This window comes from Hydrogenimonas sp. (assembly GCF_029932565.1).
Lineage (GTDB): Bacteria > Campylobacterota > Campylobacteria > Campylobacterales > Hydrogenimonadaceae > Hydrogenimonas.
In genome coordinates this window covers 1-18,753 of the sequence record NZ_JAOZPV010000030.1, presented here as the reverse complement: position 1 = coordinate 18,753, position 18,753 = coordinate 1, and the positions used below count along the sequence as shown (strand labels likewise).

Here is an 18,753-nt window from a genome sequence, read left to right as displayed (position 1 = left end):
ACCCAGAACCAGACATTGAATATGCCGCGTCGGTTCGCCGGCGCCACATTCGGGCTTCTGTCGAGGAACGGCAGCAGGAAGAAGATCACCTGCGCGAAGCCGAATGCCAGAAGGCCGGGGTCTTTCGGGAACGGTCGGAGAATCTCGTAGCTCCACAGGAAGTACCACTCCGGATAGATGTGCGGCGGTGTCTTCAGACCGTCGGCCGGATCGAAGTTGATCGGGTCCATCGCGAAATCGTAATGCCAGAAGACCAGGTAGAAATAGAAGATCAGGAAGATCGAAACGACAAACATGTCTTTGGAGAGGAAGTCGGGCTGGAAGCGGATGACTTTCGCCTCTTTCGTCTTCCCTTCAAGATATTTTTTCGCCTCTTCATCGAAATCGACCTCTTCACCGTCCTGGTTGTTGACGTGCGGAATTCGGAGTGTACCAAAATGCAGGCCGATCAACGCCATGATCACCAGCGGCAGAAGGAAGACATGCAGCATGAAGAAACGGGTCAGGAATGCCTGTCCCGGCACGTAGTCACCGCGGATCCACTCGACCAGGCCGTTGAGTTCCAGAGATCCCAGGCTGAAGAGGTTGGTGATAACCATACCGGCCCAGTAGCTCATCTGTCCCCAGGGAAGCATATATCCGCTGAACGCTTCGGCGGAGAATGTGACGAAAAGGAGCATACCGGAGATCCAGATCAGCTCGCGTCCTTTTTTGTAGGAACCGTAATAGATGCCCGTGAACATGTGGATGTAGATGATCAAAAAGACGACCGACGCGGCGACCGCGTGCATATGACGCCAGAGCCATCCGAACTCCACCTCTTTCATGATCGTGTAGTTGACGCTGTCGAATGCCGTTTTGACATCCGGCTGGTAATACATCAACAGAAAAATTCCGGACACCACCAAAATCCCGAATGTAAACGCCAGAACCATACCCATCGCCCAGAGGAAGTTGATGTTTTTCGGAATCCAGTACTCCTCGGCCAGGACGCGGCGAAGCGTCTTGATCGCCAGGCGCTGGTCGAGCCACTCTTCCAGACTGTGTGCTTTTTCAAAATGTGCCATTTACCCGCTCCTTTAGGCCGTAAGGCCAGCTTCTTTCATCTTTTTGTACTCAGGGCCCTCTTCGCCAAGAACAAGCGTCGTTCCATCCAGCTTGAACGGAGGAATGACCATCGGGCTCGGCGGCGGCGGCTTGGTGGCGTCGCCATTGGTATCGAACATGCCGCCGTGGCAGGCGCAGAGGAAATCTTTCGAATCGGGGCGATACGCCGGAATACATCCGAGGTGCGTACAAAGACCGATACAGACAAGAAAGTGGTCTTTACCGACCACCACGTCACGATCGCTCTTTGGCATATCGTCGGTTTTCTTGAGAATGAAGATGGGTTTTCCGCGCCACTTCTCAACGTTGAGTACGTTGGGTTCTGCAGCGGAAAGATCTACTTTCGTAAATCCGGCTGCTTTAACGCTTGGAAGGGGGTCCCAGGTTTTTTTCGCCGCGTACAGTGCAGCGATTCCGCCCAGAGCAGCCCAACCGCCAAAGACTTTACCCATAAAGTCGCGTCGGCCGTTATCTGCCATAGCTGATCCTTTTGTTGAGATTTTAAATCAGCATATTATAGGAGTCAAAAGGTTAATTTGCAATAAAAATTAGCTGAGCTTATCTTTAATATACATCGCGACTTCGCTGGCTGCATCGTTTTGTAGCAGTTTGTCATTGTAAACGAATGCTTCCGATATTTTTTGTGAGATTTCATTTTTGGAAAAACTTCCGATCATGGGGATTCCCAGAGCCTCCATTTTTCTCTGCCATGCAGTCGCAGCACCCGGTTTCATCAAATAGATCGGATTCGAACCGGCCGCCAACGCCTCCAGTGCGCTCTGCGGCGACGAAGTAATAAAGCGTTCAGCCCTCATCAATGTTTCGTCATACGTTTCCGACTCTTCCACTCTGTTGAAACACCTGGAAAGTTCATCGCCATACTGCATAAAAAAGTAGTATCCCTCCAGCAGTGTTGCATCGAGTCCCTCGAACGCACAGGCGAAAGGAAGCAGCTGCATCTCGTAATCGTCGTCGCCCCAGAAGTAGACCATGCCGCCATCATGTGCAGATTTTTCGAAATACCGCGGATCCACGATGTCGGCCTTGAGTATACCGCTGCCCTCTTTCATGCTCGATACGAGTCCGGATTCCTCCGTCATAAAATCGTCGGGATCGTCGCTGATGCGGACAAAAAGAGAGAAGTAGTCCGCCATATCTTCCCACAACCTCCTGCTCTCCTCTTCGGAGTCGAAGACCAAACCATCCTGCGGCGTTGCGATATTGGCGATATTCCGCACGACATCGACACTGACATATTTGTCGATTCCAAACTGCTCCTTGGCGTACTCGCCGGCACGGAAATCGCTCGTCAGCATCGTCACATCCACACCCATCGCTTTCAGAGCATTGATAACCGGTGCACTGCGACGCAGTCTGTCGAGACCGACCCGATGGCCTGTATGGATATAGTAGTAGAGTTTCATATCAAACCTTTATTGTCGTAAGTATTGTGGGAGTGTGGGAATGTGAGAGAGTTTTTTCATATACTCCCACAAAGCCGCGAAGCGGCGATCCCACACTCTCACACTCTCACAAAGTGAGCGAAACGAACGTCCCCAAGTAGCCGCAATGCGGCTACTTTCCCCTCTCTCTCATCTTTATATAGATATGGAGAATCTCGAGTGCCGCCGGCGTCACGCCGCTGATTTGACTCGCCGCCTGCAGAGTTGGCGGGTTGAAACGTGCCAGTTTCTCTTTGATTTCGTTGCTGAGCCCCGGTATTTTGTCAAAATCCATCTCTTCGGGAATCTTCACTTCGAGCATTTCATGCATCTTTCCGATCTGCTCTTTCTGCTTCTGGATATATTTGTCGTATTTGGCATGGATCATCAGCTGCTCTTTCACCTCGTTGGGCCAGTCGACAACTTCGGGAATCAGTCGCCCCAGCTTCTCCATCGTGAAATCGGCCCGTCCGACAATCAGTTTGAGAGGAGTTTTGTCGGTGATTTTTTCGACACCCAGCTCTTCCAGAATTTTCAATCCCTCTCTGCTCGGTGTCAGGAACCGTTCCTCCATCAACCGGATTCCTACGTCGATCATCTCTTTCTTGCGCAGCAGCTTCCCGTAGGTCGTCTCGTCGATCAGACCGAACGCGTGGCCATATTTCATGAGTCGCAAATCGGCATTGTCCTCACGCAGAATCAGGCGATACTCCGCCCGACTGGTGAACATGCGATAGGGTTCATTTGTCCCCTTGGTCACCAGATCGTCGATCAAGACACCGATATAGGCTTCATCCCGTCCCAGCACGAACGGTTCTTTTCCACGGATCGACAACGCTGCATTGATACCGGCCATGAGCCCCTGTGCCGCAGCCTCTTCATAGCCGGTCGTTCCGTTGATCTGTCCTGCGAGATAGAGGTTTTTGATCTTTTTCGTCTCCAGCGTATGCTTCAGCTCCGTCGGATCGACATAGTCGTATTCGATGGCATAGCCGTAGCGGACAATTTTCGCATTTTCCATCCCCTTGACCGACCGGATCATCGCCAGCTGGACATCGGTTGGCAGCGAGGTGCTCATGCCGTTGATGTAATACTCGGTCGCTTCGAGCGTCTGCGGCTCGACAAAGATATGGTGGCGCTCCTTGTCCCGAAAACGGTTGATCTTGTCTTCGATACTCGGACAGTAACGCGGTCCGACTCCTTCAATCTGACCGGAAAAGAGCGGTGCACGATGAAAATTTTCCTCGATAATGCGATGCGTCTCTTCGTTGGTGTAGGCGATATAGCACGGCAGCTGTCTTGGATTGAAGCTATTGCGATCGGTCCGGAAACTGAAAGGTTTCGGAGGTTCATCGCCGGGCTGAAGCTCCATATTCGAAAAATCGATACTCGTACCGTCGATACGTGCACATGTACCGGTCTTCAGGCGGCCGACATTGAAGCCCACTCTTTTCAGATTTTCCGCCAATGCCGTCGATGCGAACTCACCCGCACGCCCGGCTTCCCTGGTCACTTCGCCGATATGAATCACGCCGCCCAGGAACGTTCCTGTCGTCAAAATAACTTTTTTGGCATGAAAGGTTTCACCCAGCTCTGTTTTCACTCCCACCACTTCACCATGCTCAACGAGCAGTTCCTCCACCATTCCCTGCAGAATGTCGAGATTCTCTGTTCCGACGCAGACAGTTCTCGCTTCGATTCGGTAGCGATCCATATCGATCTGTGCGCGGCTGCCCCGCACTGCAGGCCCCTTCGTTTCATTCAGAATTCGGTATTGAAGTCCCGCCTTGTCCGTCAAAAGACCCATCTCACCGCCCAGCGCATCGAGCTCTTTGACGAGATGCCCTTTGGCAAGTCCTCCGATAGCCGGATTGCAGCTCGCCGCCCCGATCTGCTCGACCAGTATCGTGATCATCAATGTTTTCAGCCCCATCCGTGCCGGAGCGAGAGACGCTTCGATTCCCGCATGACCGCCGCCGACAACTATGACATCATATTTCATACTTTTTTCACCATTTTTAAAATCAATATATATTTCACCGATATTTAATAGAACCCATTTCAACCTGGAAGATATCAGACGAAGCAGACATTGATGGCATTGAGATAGAAAGGTTTGCAGAAAACCTAGCCGTTTGAAATCTCGAAGCTTGGACAAAACAACGTTATTTCGTCTGAAATCACGCCGGGCTGACGGATTATAGCTTTTTGAGATTAAAAAAGATATGATAAAGTCAATTTAAAGCGAGGGAAAAGTTTGCAGGGAAAAATTGTCGTCTACTCCGACCAGACCGGGCTTGGGAAAATCATTACACCGGACCATAAAAAATACAATCTGTCGATCGACGAGTGGAACGAATATGATACGGTGCCGCAGATCGGACAACTCATTACCTTTACACCGGAAGGGATCAATGCGACGGACATTCGATTGGGTGAAGAAACGAGCCGTGATACGATGGCCGAGGTACCTCATACCGCAACAATACAGCAAACGGAAGAAGAGAGTATCATGCCCGACGAAGAGCCGTCGGTAGAAAAACACCTCGATGCCCTCGAATCGAGTATGGACGTGGATGCCTCTATCCAGATGCATTTCAGCGACATCCAGAAAAAAATCGCCGACAATATGGATCTTGCCAAAGAAAATCGCCGTCTCGATTTTATTCGGATGAACCGGTTTCTGACCACCGCCTACAACAACCTCATCGAAATCGACCACAGCTTCGAAAATTACGAACTGGCCGAAATCAAGCAGCAGCTTCTCGATGCGTATGACACCTATCGGGAATTCAAGGCAAAAACCAACTACATCCAACATGCCTACGAGCAGGTGTTTTTGAGCAAACAGTTGCGCTACAAAGAGCTCCGGGCCAAACTCGAACTCAACAAAGCGCAGATTGCCAAACTGAACGAGAATACAAAAAACAGGGAAGAGGAGATCAAGGAAAAGAGCAAGCGTCTTGCTGCGATGCAACCGCAGAGCGAAGAGTATATCTATCTTTTCAATGAAATCAAACTTCTGAAACGGGCTATGGTCGATGCGATCCATGAAGTGGCCAAATTGACGGAAGAGAACCGCCTCTATATAGATTCACTCGACAATTTCTACAAAATGTATTATGATAAATTTAAAGAATCGTTTGGCGAATTTGTCGAAACACACGATGCTCTGTTGAGGAAAATTCAGGATGTACTCGCATACAAATTCGATGCAATGATGTGGAAAAAAGCGAACCACTCCAAACCGATACAGAACTTTTTTGCACAGGCCGGAATCACCGACGAATTCAGTGCTATTACTTACCTGAAGTATTATCTCAAAACACTCGATGCATCCAAGCTCAATCAACAGAACCAGGAACTTGTTGACCTATTGCACTATCTGGAACAGCAGACGAAAAAGAGGGTGGTCTGCATCGACGATGACACCGACTTTCTGACACTCGTCAAACAGACATTCGGCGAGATCGACCGGGATATCAAAGTAACCCTCAGCACACGGCCGGAAACGGTGCTGCCCGACTTGAAAAACATTCAGCCCAATGTACTGATCATCAATCCGGAGATGCGGGGAATCGAGATCGAATCGGTCATCGGATATGCGAGAAAAATAGCACCGGATATCGAAACCGCTTTTTTCGCCAAACGGATCAACCGCGATCTGCTGATGCGCGCAAAACAGTACAACATTGCCGCCATTATTCCCAAAACGCATCACAAGCAGGAGCTTTTGGAGCAATTCAGGCAATATATCCAGTAAGGGAATGAACCATGTTCACAGGACTTATCCGCGAGATGGCAGAGGTCGTATCCTATGCCGACAACATCCTGACACTCAAAGCGGGCTATCGCCCGAAGATCGGTGATTCCATCGCCGTCAACGGAGCCTGTCTGACAGTAGTGAAGGTGGGCGAAGGGAGCTTCAGCGTCGAGTTGGCCGACGAAACCCGCGATGTCATCGCCATGGAAAATCTCAAAGGCCATGTCCATATCGAACCGGCCATGCAGATGGGAGACCGTTTCGAAGGCCATATTGTCCAGGGGCATGTCGATACCGTCGGCACGGTCACACGCATTCAGAAACGCTCCAATGGCATCGACTTCTTTATCTCGATTCCGCACCCGTATATGCAATATGTCATTCCGAAAGGCTCCATTACAATCGATGGAGTCAGCTTGACTGTCAACGATGCGAGTGAGGACGGATTCCGGCTCACGATCATACCCCATACGCTCAAAGAAACACTCTTTGGAACGTACCGTGTCGGAACACGCGTAAATGTCGAAACCGACCTCTTTGCCCGTTACGTCGCGAACATCCTCGACAAACGCGAATCCGCAAAACAGACGGGATGGGAGACGATAGAGCGCTTTCAGGCGTTATATTAGTATTGAGTGCTGAGTGTTGAGTCCATTCGCTTCATTAATACTCAATACTCCGTACTAAAAAGGAGCAACATGCGACTCTTTTTAGCCAGCTATGCCGACGTCGACTACTATGACGATATCAAACGGGATATGCAACCCTATTTCGATGCCAAATGGGTCGAGCGGAAGAATCTTCATCTGACCTGGATATTTTTGGGCGAACAACCCTCAGCGGCCCCCATCATCGACCGTCTTCAACCTCTGAAGATGATTCCGAGGCTGCCTCTTTCCATTCAGGGATTCGGAACATTCGGAAGACCTTATCCAAAAGTTTTCTATCTCAGAACCTCCTCGGTCGTGGTCCACACGCTCCAGCAAAAAATCGCCGAACTTCTTGGGGAAGAGCCGGATGAAACATTCAACTCCCATATTACGCTAGCCCGTATCAAAAGATTCCACTCCGAGGGGTATAAACATATGGAGCGCCCCTGGATGAGCGAACCTCTTGGCACCGTCGAAGCGCCCATCTATCTGATAGAGAGTCGACTGACTCCGTCAGGACCCATCTATATTCCCATCGAGGAGTTCTAGGATGCTGAAACATCTGTTTGAATACGATATCCCGGAAACAGGTGAGACCTTCGAAACCCTTCTGACAAATGACGATGTCACGATCGAGCTCATCGTCAGCAGCGAGCAGCCCGAACCGATACTCTACCATCAGCAGAAGGATGAGGCGGTCCTACTGATCCAGGGAAAAGCGACGCTCTGGGTCGACGGAAAACATATTACGATGCTCCCGGGTGACTTTCTGCATATTCCCGCCCAGACGCCCCACAAAGTCCTGGAAACGGAAAATGGAACCCGATGGCTGGCAATCCATACAAAGAGAGCGCTATGCTGACCCCGAAAGCCGCCGCTTTGAAATATGCGATGCACAAAGACAACGCCCCGAAAATCGTCGCAACCGGAAGAGGAGAGGTGGCACTCAAAATCATCGAAAAGGCCAAAGCGTTCGACATCCCCCTCTTTCAAAACGAAGCATTGGCCGATGCGCTGTTGAAACAGGAGCCCGGCACCGAAATCGACCCCCTGCTCTTCCAGGCCGTCGCGGAAGTATTCGTCTGGCTCATGAAAGCCGAGGAGAGCGTGCAGCTCTCCTCGAAGTGAGTAGTCACACTGAAGTAAGCCGCGCTACGCGCGGACAATAACTACTAAACGAGCGTAGCGAGTGTCTCACTACCCACTACCTACTACCCACTCTTAAATCCCGCATCCGGCGGAGTCACACTCTTTGAACTTCTCCACCTGGTAGGTAAAAATCTGCGGATGGTATGCCAGGCAGTTTTGCGGCAGACCGGCTTTGAGACAAAGATGGGCGAAGAAGAGGTCGAAGTCGTTCAGCTCCTCCCACACCTGTGGCAGAAACGTTGCCTGGCGTCCATCGAGTTGCAGGATGACACCGTCGATTCCCGGCCGGATTTTACTGCGAAGATCTTCCGTATCACTGTAGTCGAGTGGCTGAGGGACCGTAAGCAGGGAGACTTCGATATCGACTGTTTCGAACTCTTCCGGCGTCAATTTTGAAAAGCGGGGATCGTCGAATGCCGCCGCTCTTGCATTTCCTATCAAATCGTCAATGAGAGAACGGTGGGGAATGATGGAACCGATGCACCCCCGCAGCTGCCCTCCGATCGTCAGCGTCACGAACGTCGCCTGCTTTTCGGCGAATTCCGGATGGCTCGCCACAACCGCCTCTTTGTCAACCTCCGGTGCCAATCCGAAGGCTGAAGCGATCGCCTGCCGGGCGATTTTCAAAAGCAATTCTCCATCAATCATTCCATGCTCCTTAAATATTCTTTAAGAAGTATAGCACATTTTAAGCTTTATTTAAAATCTTTATCGCAAAGTGGTGCGGCATCGGGATTGCGCTCCTTTTTGAGCACCATGTCGATGGGTTCGAGAGGAAGATCCGCCGAAGGGGAGGCAATGGTGCCGCTGCGCACATCCGAACTCGGCGGAACGTAGACATAAAGGCCGTTCTCCACCATCCCCATCCGGACCGGCGTCGCCGACGAATAGGTCGTTACGATGGCATCGGGCGCCAGACGGACGGTAAGATCGGCAAAATACTCTTTGGTCCAGAGCAGCGGATTTTTTTTGGGGCTGAACGCATCCTGGTAGACGATATCGAAAAGAAGATTGGTCGCATGCAGAAACTCCCGCGCATCGCCGAAAATCACTTCGATACGGATTTTCGCATTTTCGTACACTCCCTTTTCGGCGATGCTGTCAATGACGTCTCGATACGGTGCAAACTCTTTGGGATAGGGAAAGTCGACGAGGGAGCGCACCAGTGCTTTGTCAAATTCGGGAGAATAGATGTGCACCGGGGTATTGAGCCCTTCCCGGTCCAGGTAGTGAAGGGTAGCCAGAGTGTTGTACCCAAGACCGAAGCAGATGTCGAGGATCGTCACGGCCCCTTTTCCCGTTCCCTGCTTCCTGCTCCCGAGCAATGAGAACGCGGGCTCGACATGTTTTTTCAGCGACTCTTTCAGCGCCCCGTCTCGGGTCGAGTGGTAGCACTCGTCAAACAGCCCCGACTTCGCCGTGAAAGTTCCATCCTCCGTTTTGACAAGAGAGGGCAGTGCGCTGCCCTCTTCCGTTTCACCGTTCACCCTTTCCCGTTCCCCTTTCTCAGAAACTCGCTTCATGCAGCTCTTTGAACTTGAATCCTTCGATCACTTCGTCGATATCTGCACCTTCACGGGCCACAAGCACGAATATGTTCTCCTCCATCATCGGCCAGATCGGCTCGCCCTGTCTCGCTACGATGGCGTAATCGACAAATTCATCGATCTCTTCACGCGTGTCGAAGAAATCGATTGTCCGGATCTCACCGGCATCGAATGTGATGAGCCCCCACGCCTTCGCATCGTCCATCGGTACCAGTCTCGCCGTTTCGGCATCTTTCGAATCGAGTGGAAGTTCGATCAGCATGTCGCCCCTTTCAATTTCGCGGGATCGAGTTTCAGCTCCTCGTTATGCATAATGCCGATCCCCCGCTCGAGTACGTTGCGTGCAATCTCTTTCGCTTCCTCCAGCGAATGCATCTTGCAGCTGCCGCACTGGTAGATGTTGAGTTCGGGAATATCCTCCATACTTTTGACATTCAGGACATCCCTCATCGATGCCTCCCACGCTTTGGCGACACGCTCTTCATTCGGTGCACCGATGACACTCATATAAAATCCTGTACGGCATCCCATCGGTGAGATATCGATGATCTCGACATCGTCACTGTTGAGATGATCACGCATGAAGCCCGCGAAGAGATGCTCGAGCGTATGGATCCCCTTTTCCCCCATCATCTCCTCGTTCGGTTTGCAAAACCGCAGATCGAAAACAGTGATTGTATCGCCGCATGGTGTTTTCATCGTCTTGGCCTTGCGCACTGCAGGAGCAGGCATGATGGTATGGTCGACAGTAAAGCTTTCGAGTAGTGGCATCGGATTTCCTTTTTTAGTGAAAAGTTAAAAGTTAAAAACGAAAAGTTCAGGTGAGCCGCTGACGCGGACCACATTTCAAAGAGATTATACAAAAGTTTTCGGCGATTGGCTTGAAAGAAAAAGAATTAAAAAATAGATAAAAGGGAGCGAAGCGACCTTCCGTCACTTTTCGTTTTTAACTTTTCACTCGAAAGCCCCGAGTGGGGCTTTCGGCAGGGGCTTTCGTCAAACGCTCGCTTCTTCGCGGCGCTGCAGGTATTCCCAGCGTTCGTCTACCATCTTCTGCCACTCATCGATCAAATACTCGTATTGTGGTTTGAAAAGGTGCTTGAAACGGCCCTGGGCTCCGAGATAGTCGCGGACCGGTACTTTGTTTTTCGGACGATAGGTGATCGTCAGTTTTGTACCGTTCTCGATCTCGTAGAGCGGGAAGACCAGTGAGTCTGTCGCAAGATCGGAGATGGCGATCGTGTCGTCCGGCGCGAATTTCCATTCGGTCGTACAAGCGCTCATGGCGTTGATAAAAACCGGGCCCTCCGTCTGGAAACCTTTCTGGATCTTCTTGATCATATCTTTCCACTTGTTCGGTGCGACCTGTGCGACATAGGGGGCACCGTGTGCAGCCATGATGCCGAGCATATCTTTCTTCATCATCTTTTCGCCGTAGCTGACACGGCCTGCCGGACTCGTTACCGTACTGGCACCGATCGGCGTGGAAGAGGAGCGCTGGCCACCGGTGTTGGCGTAGACTTCGTTGTCGAGACAGACATACATCATGTCATGACCACGCTCGAAACATCCCGAAATCCACTGGAATCCAATATCGTACGTCGCGCCGTCACCACCGAAGGCGACGAATTTGGGAGACTTGCCTTCACAGGAATCGGGCAGTTTGCCTTTGCGTTTGCGTGCCTTGTACATCGCTTCCGCACCGGCGATCGCTGTGGAAGAGTTCTCGAATCCAATATGGATCCAGCTGTTATCCCAAGACGTATAGGGGTAGACCGCCGTACAGACTTCCAGACATCCTGTCGCCGCGCTCATGATCATCGGATCGTTCGTAGCGTTCAGAATCTCGCGGACGATAATCGAGTGTGCACATCCCGGGCACAGCAGGTTCGCACCCTCGAAACGGTCAGCAGAGGTTGAAAACTCTTTCAGGTTTTTGATTTTTTTGATTTCACTCATCGTGCACTCCTCTTAATAAAACGACAGTTTCGGACCGCGAAGGCCTACGAACTGCTGCAGTGGTGTCGTCGGTTTGCCGGCTTCGGCGTTGGCCGCCAGCTCTTTGTAGATCTCTTCGGCTTGCTCGACCGTGAAGTCGCGGCCGCCAAGGCCATAGATATAGTTGGTGACGACAGGATGGTTGTCGCTCTGATAGACCGATCCGATTACTTCGTTATAAAGTGCACCGAAGGCGCCGTTGGGGCTGCTTCGGTCGAGGCACGCGACCGCTTTGACGCCCGAAAGCGCCTCGACGATCTTTTCATGCGGCCAGGGACGGAAGAGTCTCGGAGCAACGACACCTGCCTTGATACCCTGCTCTTTGCGCATCTTTTCGGCGACCATGATAGTCGTCTCGACGGTCGATCCGAGCGCGATGATCGCGACGTCGGCATCGTCCATCATATATTTTTCCACGATGTTGTATTTGCGGCCCGTCTTCTTTTCGAACGCGTCGAAGACCTCTTCGACCTTTCCGAAAACCTTCGTCATCAGATCGTGATGCTGGCGCGCTTTGTGCTCGAAGTGCCAATCCTCTTCGGTCTGGACGCCGTAAGTGACCGGTTTGGAGAGGTCGAGCATCGGGTTGACCATCGGATATTCGCCGATGAACTCGTAGGCTTCGTCGTCGTTGAGCGGTCGAACATTCTCGGCGGTATGCGACGTGATGAATCCGTCCTGATGACTCATGACCGGCAGACGGATTTCAGGATCCTCACCGATTTTGAAAGCCATCAGTGTCAGGTCGTAGGCTTCCTGCGGATTGAAGCCGTCGAGTTGGATCCATCCGCTGTCGCGCCCCAGGTACATATCGGAGTGGTCGCCGTTGACGTTCAAAGGTGCGGCGAGCGCACGGTTGACGACGACCAGGACGATCGGCAGACGCATACCGCTCGCCTGATAGAGAACCTCCGCCATCAGGGCGAATCCCTGGGAGCTGGTCGCCGTGGCGACACGCCCGCCCGCTGCCGCGGCACCGACACATCCGGACATCGCCGCATGCTCACTTTCGACCATGACGAATTCGCCGTCGACATATCCGTTCGCGAGGAACGATCCATAGTTCTGCACAACCGGTGTAGAAGGGGTGATCGGGTAGGCAGCCACGACATCGATCTGAGCCTGGCGCATCGCCTGGCTCGCCGCCATGTTACCGTCCCAAACCTCTACTTCGTTCAATTCCATTTTTTCAGCCATCAAATTCTCCTGTTACTCTTTCTCGGGCCATTTGGCCAGAGCTTCTTCGTTGGGAATGCGCTCTTCGAACATCAAGAGCGATTTCGGGTTGGTCGGGCACACTTCGACACAGATACCACACCCTTTGCAGTGGTCGTAATCGACGCCGATCATCTTCTTGTCGCGTGAAATGATCGATACGTCGGGACAGTAGATCCAGCAGAACTGACAGTCGATACAGATGTCTCTGTTGTAGACCGGTTTCAGAACCCGCCAGTCGCCGACATACGCTTCATGTGAGTTGGTCTCCGCATACGGGCGATCTTCCGGCAGAATATAACTCGCATCCTTGTCCAGCTCTTCTTTGAATGAAAAGAGGATCGCTCCGGGGATCAGTTCGTCCCATCCAAGATATTTCATTGCTTCTCCCTTACTTCACTGAATTGTACGCACGTTCGATCGCCGCCATGTTGGCGTCGATGATCTTCTGCGGAAATTTGGACAAGACACTCTCCATCGCCTTCTGGAAGTAATCCAGCTCGAACATGCCCGACACTTTCATCAACGCACCAAGCATCGGCGTATTCGGAATGGCACGTCCGATCGTGTCGAGCGAAATCTGAATACAGTCGACGACATAGACATCTCTGCCCTTGAGTTTCGGCTGACTCTCGATCAGCTCCTCTTTGCTCAGGTGTGTCGTAATGATATATTTGGTTTCCTCTTTTTCGTATGCAGTGATGTCGGCCGTATAGGTCAGACCCGGGTCGATGACGAGAACGTAATCGGGATGCATGAATTTCTGATGGTTCAGTATCACTTCGTCGTCGATGCGGTTGTATGCCGTCATCGCCGCACCGCGTTTCGCCGATCCGTAGAATGCGAAAGCCTGTACATATTTTCCGGTTCGGGCGACAACGTCGCCAAGTCCTTTGGCGCCTGTTACCGCACCCTGCCCTGCACGAGAGTGCCAGCGAATTTCCAACATGAGTTTCTCCCTTTTTAAAACGCCAAATCCCAAATGAGACTTGTAATTCGCGCTTTGATTGAACTACTAAGGTATGCTTATTGTAGTCAAGCCGCTCTTAAAGCAAGCTTTCTGAACGGATATCCATCACGGCCGTTTTCGCATCGGGTGCAAGATGTTTACATTCGGCTTTCAGCTCCTGCTCGCTGCCGTAGCCACAGGTCAATGCATAGGGCATGATTCCGGCGGCGTGGGCGGCATGGACGTCCATCAGCGTATCCCCGATCATCCATGCGCAGGAGGTGGATGCACCCATCGTATCGAGCGCTTTGAGAATCGGTTCGGGATGGGGTTTGTGGTTCTCTACATCCTCGCTGCCAACGAGCACTTCAAAATGATTCATCAATCCGAAATACTCCATCAATTCGATCGAATAACGGCCCGTTTTCGTCGTCACGACACCAAGTCTGGCAAAATAGGCAGCCTCTTCGACCGCTTCGCGGGCACCTGGCAGCAGCACCGTCTTTTCCCGGCTGATTTTCCGATAGTGCTTTTTGTATGCCCCCACGTACCGCTCTACGGACGACACGTCGGCACCCAGTCTGATAAACATCTCCCCCAGGGGTATACCGATCATCCGAACGATCGCATCGGCATCGGGCGCTTCGTCGCCAAGTTCCCCATAGGCGGCCGAAAAGCTCTCCAGTATCGCTTCGGTCGAATCGATCAGCGTTCCGTCGAGATCGAAGAGAATTACCGTACCGTCACGTTTCACGGCTTGATCCAGTCGATCTGGTTGTGCATGATCCCGATGATCGAAGGAACGATGGGATTGATCTGCCGATTCACGACCGTGATCGAATCGGGAATATAGAGAAAGACATAGGGTTTGTCCTGTGCAATCGCGGCAAACATCTTTTTGTAGATCTTGCCAACTTTTTCCATGTCGGTCGTCTGTTCCGCCTCTTCGATCATCCGATCGACGTCCGGATTGTGGTAGCCGACCAGATTGAACCCCCCCAGTTTGTCCGAATCGGAGTGCCAGAGGGCATACGCATCGGGAATGAGCCCCAGACTCCATCCAAGCAGAATCACTTCAAAACGTCGCGGCGTCACGACCGTATTCAAAAAGGCCTGCCACTCCATCGCACGGATTTTCACCTTCACACCGATTTTTCCAAGCTGATACTGAATGATCTGTGCCGCATAGAGGCGGGTCGTGTTGTTGGCGTTCGTGGTGATTGTGAATGCGAGGGGGTGCCTGTCGTCATAACCGGCTTCGGCCAGCAATGCCTTCGCTTTTTCGGGATCATAGGCGCTTCTCGGCAGATGCTCCGGATAGGCAAACGTTCCAGGCATGAAGGGACCGTGGCACACTTTTCCCCAGGAGAAAAAGAGAATCCGTATCAACTGCTCTTTGTCGATCGCCATATCGATCGCCTCTCTGACACGGATATCCTTGAACTTTTCATTGGCGAGATTGAAGCCAAGATAGGTATAGCCGCGCCCGGGAAGCCGCACGATACGGTAATAGTTTTTAAATTGGGCATCGATCTGTTTTTCGATCTGCAGCGGGGTCAGCGAACCGATATCGAGTTTGTTGGCTTTGAGCATCAGAAACTGTGTCGTCGGATCGGGAATGAAGTGGTAATGAATCTTTTCGATATTCGGGGCATGCTCGAAATAGTCCGGATTCGCCGTCAGAATGGCGTCACCGGAGTTTTCGAGCTGCTCCAGTCTGTAGGGGCCTGTTCCTATGGGATGCCGGTTGAGATCGGAGGTCATAGGATCGTCGACGTGTTCCCACAGGTGTTTCGGCAACATGCCCATCATCCAGATCGACAGCGCCTTGTAATAGGGTTCCTTGTAGACCACTTCCACCGTATAGGTATCGAGGACCCGAACCGATTCGACATAGCGAAAATCACTTGCATAGGGGGTGAACAGTTTCGGCGATTTCGAGAGTGCGTAGGTAAAAGCAACATCGGCGGCGGTAAAAGGTGTTCCGTCATGCCATGCTACATCTCTTCGCAGTTGAAATATCAGTCGCGTCGGTTCGTCAAATCGCCACGATTCGGCCAGATCTCCGACGATATTGCCCTCTTTGTCGAATTTGACCAAACCATTGAATACCCATCCGCTGATTTCCCCACTGGCACTGTCGGTAGCGAGCAGAGGGTTGATGCGACTGGGATTCGCCCCCAGTGAAAGGTGCAGTGTGGATGAACATAGAAGAATTGGAAAGAGAAGGAAACAGAGTGTACGCAGCATCAGGGTCTGTAGATCGAAAGCGGCTTGCTGTGGGCCTTCCAGTTCAACACCCCGCCCGTCAGATGAAAGACATGCTTATACCCCATCTTTTCCGAGAGGAAATTGCCCAGCATGCGTGTTCTACTGGCAGAACGGCACACCAGAACGAATGTTGTCTCTTTGCTGATTCCAAGCTTTTTCAGTTCGCTCAAAAAGGCTTGTACATCATAGGTGCCATCGGGTCGAAAGAACATGATTGTGTGGCTGCCCTCAATAATCCCCGTATCCTTCCACTCCGCTGTTGTGCGGATATCGATGACGGGCACTCCGCTGTTTTTGAGTTTTTCAAACGATGCAATATCCAGGTCACGCACTTCGGCGAAAAGAGAAAGAGGAAAGAGAAAGAGCAGAGCGATGAGTGTCTTCATGATTGGAGGGTCCCCCGGGAACGGACCCGGGAAAAGATTAACGTTTGGAGAACTGAGGACTTCGGCGCGCTTTGTGTTTACCATATTTTTTACGCTCGACGACACGGGAATCACGTGTCAGCAGTCCATGGGGTTTGAGGATTTTTCTAAACTCGGCATCGAATGCGACAAGAGCTTTGGAGATGCCATGCTTCAATGCATCCGCCTGCGCAGAGTATCCGCCTCCCAGTGTCTGGGCAACAATATCGACACTTGCTTCCTGCTTTGTCAGAAGAAGTGGCTGCATCACTTTGCGCTTGATCGCTTCGTGACCGCCCAGCCACTCGTCCAGACCCATACCATTGATTGTCATTTTCCCGCTGCCGGGTTTCAGCCAAACTTTTGCGACAGATGATTTTCGCTTTCCGGTTGCATAAACGTTCGCCATCTTAGTTTTCCTTTGCTTTTACTTGTGCGGTGTGCGGATGTTCACTGCCTGCATAGACGCGAAGTTTCTTCAGCATCTGTCGGCCCAGTTTGGTTTTCGGGAGCATCCCGCGTGTCGCAAGCTTGAAGAGTTTTTCTGGATTTTTCTCTACGAGTTCACCCAGCTTTTCACTTTTGACACTGCCGAAATAACCGCTGTGTCGATGATACTGTTTGTCTTCCAATTTGTTGCCACCGCTGAACTTCACTTTCGACGCGTTGATCACGATCACATGGTCACCGCAGTCGACATGGGGAGTAAAATAGGGTTTATGTTTTCCACGAAGATAGGTTGCGATTTCCGTCACCAATCTTCCGAATGTTTTTCCTTCTGCATCGAGTACGATCCAGTCACGCTCGACCTGAGCGCTGTTTACCATCTTTGTCATTTTCATGGCAGCTTGACCTTTAAAAAGATTTGAACGTTGGGATTGTAGAGTAATTTAACTTATTTATAGCTTAATTTCAGTATTTTGTAAGGTTTTGAAATCTCTGAAACGTTTCTACGGCCACTATTTGACAAACGTTTTGTAGGTAACGAAGCCGATATCTTCGCCAATTTCGATTTTGAGTTCGATATTCCAGCGTCCCTGACGCTTCAGTGTGAAAGGCTCACTGCGATATGCATCGGAAAGATATGTGAACGTTTTGATCTCGATATCCTCTTTCGATGTCGTCGGTCGTGTCACAATGGCAAAAATCTTTGCATTCTCGACAGAATCGCCCTCTTTCTTCTTCAGTCGGATCTCTATTCGGTTCTCTCCAACTTTCAGACGGTTCTGCGACATATCGACTTCATATTTGGCATTGAAGGCTCTCTGCCTGGCCATTATTTCATTGATATTCGCATCGACATCCTGATATTTCATCATATAGCTGTTGTCGAGCTGAACAGGATTACTGACGGCTACTTTGATTGTCCAGATTCCCAGCACTACCACCGTTAGAATCATTCCAACAATGGCGTAAGGCCAATAGTTGATCTCTTTCTTATCTTCGTTGTGCACGCTGTTTCCTCGCTGCCAGTATAAACTGGAGAATGACGAACGCAAGTATGGCATAGAAAATCGTGCGAATAATTTGAAAACTCGTTTTACTTTGACTGCCTACGCTTGTCGTAAGTTTCACCCCTCTGCTTTCGGCAACCTGATCGACGATATCCGCATAGCCGTTGAAGATGGCCACTTCCTGTTTCACGCTCTCACTTTTGCTGAACGCGGGGCTCATGACAGGACGAATCGTACCGCGCCATGGCAAAGGACTCAATATCTGTTCAATATCGATCATCTGTTTCGCATCATCGGATGCAAAGATATTCACTGCGGAGGGCTTGAGAGAAAAATAGAGCAGAATATAGGTCGGGTATTGATTTTCTACCCGTTTGATAAGATCGATCGGCTTTGTCTCGTTCAGATCCGCTACAACGGCCACAAAAACGGGAACTTTCGTCTTTTCATAGAGTTCATTTCCCATCTCTTCAATCTTTTCCATCTCCTTCTCAGGCATGACACCGTCGTTCACGAGTACGAAACGGAGCTGGGCGAAAAGAAATGATGGTATAAGAAGCAGGGTTACAAAAAGAAAAGGGCGTGACGCCCTTTTTAAAAAGTCAATCATTGGCTGCAATGATTAACCAACAAATGCATGGTTTGCTGTCACAACAGCCCACAGAGTATAAGCTGCCAGGACTACCATGCCCCATCCGAGTACTTTATCCATAATCTGAATCATTCGATCCTCCTTGGTTTTCTTTTTTACTTTTTCAATTTTTTCTGTACGATATCCCACCTGGGATAGACGAAGACGGTATG

25 protein-coding genes are annotated in these 18,753 nt (G+C 50.9%); 5 read left to right on the top strand and 20 right to left on the bottom strand.

Features of this window, described 5'->3' with window-relative positions:
- The 4 genes from Q1K24_RS05325 to mnmG all read right to left on the bottom strand — a co-directional run.
- Positions 1–1,067, bottom strand: a 1,067-nt coding sequence (locus Q1K24_RS05325) for a cytochrome bc complex cytochrome b subunit (protein WP_300367085.1), incomplete at its 3' end; no start/stop codon positions are given.
- Between the two features lie 12 nt (positions 1,068–1,079).
- Positions 1,080–1,586 carry a Rieske 2Fe-2S domain-containing protein gene (locus Q1K24_RS05320; RefSeq protein ID WP_300367082.1) on the bottom strand — a complete coding sequence of 169 codons (507 nt, stop codon included), beginning with the start codon at positions 1,584–1,586 and terminating at the stop codon, positions 1,080–1,082.
- Between the two features lie 69 nt (positions 1,587–1,655).
- Complete coding sequence (locus Q1K24_RS05315) at positions 1,656–2,531, bottom strand: hypothetical protein (RefSeq protein ID WP_300367079.1); 876 nt, start codon at positions 2,529–2,531, stop codon at positions 1,656–1,658.
- Between the two features lie 151 nt (positions 2,532–2,682).
- A complete protein-coding gene (gene mnmG / locus Q1K24_RS05310; RefSeq protein ID WP_300367076.1) occupies positions 2,683–4,551 on the bottom strand; it encodes a tRNA uridine-5-carboxymethylaminomethyl(34) synthesis enzyme MnmG in 1,869 nt (622 codons plus the stop codon).
- A 255-nt stretch (positions 4,552–4,806) separates the two neighbouring features.
- On the opposite strand from mnmG, the gene Q1K24_RS05305 reads away from it, so the two are divergent.
- From Q1K24_RS05305 to Q1K24_RS05285, 5 genes are all read left to right on the top strand, one after another.
- Entirely contained in the window at positions 4,807–6,312 is a 1,506-nt protein-coding gene (locus Q1K24_RS05305; protein WP_300367074.1) for a hypothetical protein, read from the top strand.
- 11 nt (positions 6,313–6,323) lie between these two features.
- Positions 6,324–6,941 (top strand): riboflavin synthase, encoded by a 618-nt coding sequence (locus Q1K24_RS05300; protein WP_300367071.1) that lies wholly within the window; start codon positions 6,324–6,326, stop codon positions 6,939–6,941.
- A 69-nt stretch (positions 6,942–7,010) separates the two neighbouring features.
- Positions 7,011–7,511 carry an RNA 2',3'-cyclic phosphodiesterase gene (gene thpR / locus Q1K24_RS05295; protein WP_300367068.1) on the top strand — a complete coding sequence of 167 codons (501 nt, stop codon included), beginning with the start codon at positions 7,011–7,013 and terminating at the stop codon, positions 7,509–7,511.
- 1 nt (position 7,512) lies between these two features.
- Entirely contained in the window at positions 7,513–7,824 is a 312-nt protein-coding gene (locus tag Q1K24_RS05290) for a cupin domain-containing protein (RefSeq protein WP_300367065.1), read from the top strand.
- Positions 7,818–8,090, top strand: coding sequence for an EscU/YscU/HrcU family type III secretion system export apparatus switch protein (locus tag Q1K24_RS05285; RefSeq protein ID WP_300367061.1), 273 nt, complete (start codon positions 7,818–7,820; stop codon positions 8,088–8,090). The genes Q1K24_RS05290 and Q1K24_RS05285 overlap by 7 nt, the downstream gene beginning before the upstream one ends.
- A 93-nt stretch (positions 8,091–8,183) precedes the next feature.
- On the opposite strand, the gene amrA is transcribed toward Q1K24_RS05285, so the two are convergent.
- The 16 genes from amrA to Q1K24_RS05205 all read right to left on the bottom strand — a co-directional run.
- Entirely contained in the window at positions 8,184–8,759 is a 576-nt protein-coding gene (amrA, locus tag Q1K24_RS05280) for an AmmeMemoRadiSam system protein A (protein ID WP_300367059.1), read from the bottom strand.
- Positions 8,760–8,806: 47 nt separating this feature from the next.
- On the bottom strand, positions 8,807–9,634 hold the full coding sequence (locus Q1K24_RS05275; protein ID WP_300367056.1) for an MnmC family methyltransferase: 828 nt from the start codon (positions 9,632–9,634) through the stop codon (positions 8,807–8,809).
- A complete protein-coding gene (locus tag Q1K24_RS05270; RefSeq protein WP_300367053.1) occupies positions 9,618–9,920 on the bottom strand; it encodes a hypothetical protein in 303 nt (100 codons plus the stop codon). Before Q1K24_RS05270 ends, Q1K24_RS05275 begins: the two co-directional genes overlap by 17 nt.
- The gene (gene luxS / locus Q1K24_RS05265) at positions 9,914–10,429 is read right to left on the bottom strand and encodes an S-ribosylhomocysteine lyase (protein WP_300367051.1); all 516 of its coding nucleotides are present in this window, start codon (positions 10,427–10,429) and stop codon (positions 9,914–9,916) included. Before luxS ends, Q1K24_RS05270 begins: the two co-directional genes overlap by 7 nt.
- Before the next feature lie 225 nt (positions 10,430–10,654).
- Positions 10,655–11,617, bottom strand: coding sequence for a thiamine pyrophosphate-dependent enzyme (locus Q1K24_RS05260; protein ID WP_300367048.1), 963 nt, complete (start codon positions 11,615–11,617; stop codon positions 10,655–10,657).
- A 12-nt stretch (positions 11,618–11,629) separates the two neighbouring features.
- Positions 11,630–12,853, bottom strand: a complete 1,224-nt coding sequence (locus Q1K24_RS05255; RefSeq protein WP_300367045.1) for a 2-oxoacid:ferredoxin oxidoreductase subunit alpha — start codon at positions 12,851–12,853, stop codon at positions 11,630–11,632.
- A 12-nt stretch (positions 12,854–12,865) separates the two neighbouring features.
- Positions 12,866–13,252 (bottom strand): 4Fe-4S dicluster-binding protein, encoded by a 387-nt coding sequence (locus Q1K24_RS05250; RefSeq protein WP_300363321.1) that lies wholly within the window; start codon positions 13,250–13,252, stop codon positions 12,866–12,868.
- 10 nt (positions 13,253–13,262) lie between these two features.
- The gene (locus Q1K24_RS05245) at positions 13,263–13,820 is read right to left on the bottom strand and encodes a pyruvate flavodoxin oxidoreductase subunit gamma (protein WP_300367042.1); all 558 of its coding nucleotides are present in this window, start codon (positions 13,818–13,820) and stop codon (positions 13,263–13,265) included.
- A 97-nt stretch (positions 13,821–13,917) separates the two neighbouring features.
- Entirely contained in the window at positions 13,918–14,574 is a 657-nt protein-coding gene (locus Q1K24_RS05240; RefSeq protein WP_300367040.1) for an HAD family hydrolase, read from the bottom strand.
- Entirely contained in the window at positions 14,571–16,070 is a 1,500-nt protein-coding gene (locus Q1K24_RS05235) for a peptide-binding protein (RefSeq protein ID WP_300367037.1), read from the bottom strand. The genes Q1K24_RS05240 and Q1K24_RS05235 overlap by 4 nt, the downstream gene beginning before the upstream one ends.
- Positions 16,070–16,477, bottom strand: coding sequence for a rhodanese-like domain-containing protein (locus tag Q1K24_RS05230; RefSeq protein ID WP_300367034.1), 408 nt, complete (start codon positions 16,475–16,477; stop codon positions 16,070–16,072). Before Q1K24_RS05230 ends, Q1K24_RS05235 begins: the two co-directional genes overlap by 1 nt.
- Before the next feature lie 37 nt (positions 16,478–16,514).
- Positions 16,515–16,904: a 30S ribosomal protein S9 gene (gene rpsI / locus Q1K24_RS05225; RefSeq protein WP_300367031.1), complete on the bottom strand. Its 390-nt coding sequence runs from the start codon at positions 16,902–16,904 to the stop codon at positions 16,515–16,517.
- 1 nt (position 16,905) lies between these two features.
- A complete protein-coding gene (gene rplM / locus Q1K24_RS05220; protein ID WP_300367088.1) occupies positions 16,906–17,331 on the bottom strand; it encodes a 50S ribosomal protein L13 in 426 nt (141 codons plus the stop codon).
- A 123-nt stretch (positions 17,332–17,454) separates the two neighbouring features.
- The gene (locus Q1K24_RS05215; protein WP_300367028.1) at positions 17,455–17,949 is read right to left on the bottom strand and encodes a FixH family protein; all 495 of its coding nucleotides are present in this window, start codon (positions 17,947–17,949) and stop codon (positions 17,455–17,457) included.
- The gene (locus Q1K24_RS05210; RefSeq protein ID WP_300367025.1) at positions 17,933–18,448 is read right to left on the bottom strand and encodes a hypothetical protein; all 516 of its coding nucleotides are present in this window, start codon (positions 18,446–18,448) and stop codon (positions 17,933–17,935) included. The genes Q1K24_RS05215 and Q1K24_RS05210 overlap by 17 nt, the downstream gene beginning before the upstream one ends.
- A 123-nt stretch (positions 18,449–18,571) precedes the next feature.
- A partial coding sequence (locus Q1K24_RS05205) for a hypothetical protein (protein ID WP_300367023.1) occupies positions 18,572–18,753 on the bottom strand: 182 nt, incomplete at its 5' end.